Source organism: Vibrio pacinii DSM 19139 (genome assembly GCF_000711795.1).
In the GTDB taxonomy this organism is placed as follows: Bacteria; Pseudomonadota; Gammaproteobacteria; order Enterobacterales; family Vibrionaceae; genus Vibrio; species Vibrio pacinii.
In genome coordinates, this window is the sequence record NZ_JONH01000044.1 from 2,731 (window position 1) to 4,490 (window position 1,760).

General features: G+C 41.4%; 3 protein-coding genes. All 3 read left to right on the forward strand.

Features of this window, described 5'->3' with window-relative positions; all coding sequences use genetic code 11:
• Nucleotides 1-198 (forward strand): hypothetical protein (locus tag BS19_RS20765; protein ID WP_211253014.1); only part of this gene is annotated, 198 nt, incomplete at its 5' end.
• A gap of 343 nt (nt 199-541) precedes the next feature.
• Nucleotides 542-850, forward strand: a complete 309-nt coding sequence (locus BS19_RS14850; protein WP_211253013.1) for a thiamine-binding protein — start codon at nt 542-544, stop codon at nt 848-850.
• Nucleotides 851-1,575: 725 nt separating this feature from the next.
• A partial coding sequence (locus tag BS19_RS20000) for a helix-turn-helix domain-containing protein (RefSeq protein ID WP_157631196.1) occupies nt 1,576-1,760 on the forward strand: 185 nt, incomplete at its 3' end.

Here is a 1,760-nt window from a genome sequence, read left to right on the forward strand (position 1 = left end):
ACAAGCGCCCTCTCTTTCCAACCACAGCGCAGAACAATGGCAAGTTGCCGAGGCAACTGCCAAGCCAACATGCTACTTGGCAAATACGCAGAAAGCGACTTAGAGCCAATGACATTTAAAGCCAACCGCCACGACCTGAAAATGAAGCAACCCACGAATATTGGCATGTTTTACGGGCTGAGAAATTCAAGAATTTAGGCCGACAATGCGGATTTGCTGAAGTAACTCGGACGAACTGCCAAAGGGACAAAGAACATAGATCGAAAAAACTTTAAGCCACTGAAATACAAGTAAACATAACGCCGCGTTAAGTGGTGAGCAACGCAGACCACCAAACTTAAAGTATTGTGCCTTAAACACTTAAGCTGAAGCAAACCGAAAATGCCGAGCGTTGGGAATCCGTCTTAAACGCTTTGTTAGCCGACACTCTCAAGGTCAAACCTCGATGCATTTAATTGATGTTACTATACGCCATTCGATACCAACAAAAACCCATGAGAAATTATTGATGTCAGCTCAAAAACCACTATTAGACGAAGTAATGTTAGCTTTTCAAGTTATTCCACGAGTTAAAGAAGGCAATAACTTTGAAGTCGTCGATAAAGCCATTGATGTTGTGAAAGCTTCTGGTGTCCCATTCCAAGTCAGCGCAATGGAAACCACGTTGAAAGGTGAGCTAAACCAACTACTAGAAATCGTAAAAGATGCACAACAAGCTTGCTACGATGCTGGCGCTATTGAGGTTATCACCAACATTAAGATTCACAGCAAGACTGAAGCAGCTACAGACACATTCTGTACTTACGACAGAGGTGTAACTAAAGCTAACCACATGTTTGTAAAAAACTAATTCTTATGCCGTCACCTAATATTTTCGACGTGACGGCTAACGCTGCGTTAAGTGGTGAACAACGCGACCACCCAACCTAACCCATTGTTCCGTAAACACTAAAGTTGAATCAAACTGAAAATGCTAAGCGTTGTGAATCCGTCTTAAACGCTTTGTTATACAAAGCATTATCTCTAGAGCAAAACGTCTTTTACACAATATGTTGTACCTATCTCAGACGCTACGTAGCAAGTTAAATTTTCTTTCAATATTGTCAAAGGAACTAGCGTTCCCTCATGTTTATCTATACTGATATTTTGTGACTGACTATCCAAACGAATAGTAACCGAGCCCCCATTTTCTAAGATTACATCCGCTTGATATTCACTGGTGTTAGCACAAATAGAAACTCGACAAGATTCGGTATATTCTAACCCGTCAATAAACACAAGGCACTGCGCACTAGTTTCATCACAACCAGCCCATGCATTAAAGCTACAAACAGCCAATATGCACACACTGCAAATATATTTCACCATATTGAACCTAACTGTTTTGTATAACGCTGCGTTAAGGTGTGACAAGCGCTTGCCACACTTGAGCGAAGCGAAACCGGCAAGCGTTTGGAATCACTCTTAAACGCTTTGTTAGGCGCCTTGGATTCAAGTACGAAGTGCGACACCACTGAAAAATAAAACAGTGAGATGCGATAATCATGATTTTTGCTCCCGCCAAGAAGTAAAACCATGAAATATACACACCTCACTGAGAAAGAAAGATATACGATTTCTATCTTAAGAAAGCAAGGACTACGTACTGCTGGAATAGCTAGATTACTCAACCGTCATAAGTCTACGATCTATCGTGAGATAGAACGTAATAAGCGCTATAACAAGTACTTTGACAGGTACTCGTACCAACCTGAGTACGC

What these genes read in the sequence shown, in the direction of transcription:
- BS19_RS14850 (WP_211253013.1), top strand. Translation starts at nt 542, where the DNA reads ATGTTAGCTTTTCAAGTTATTCCACGAGTTAAAGAAGGCAATAACTTT.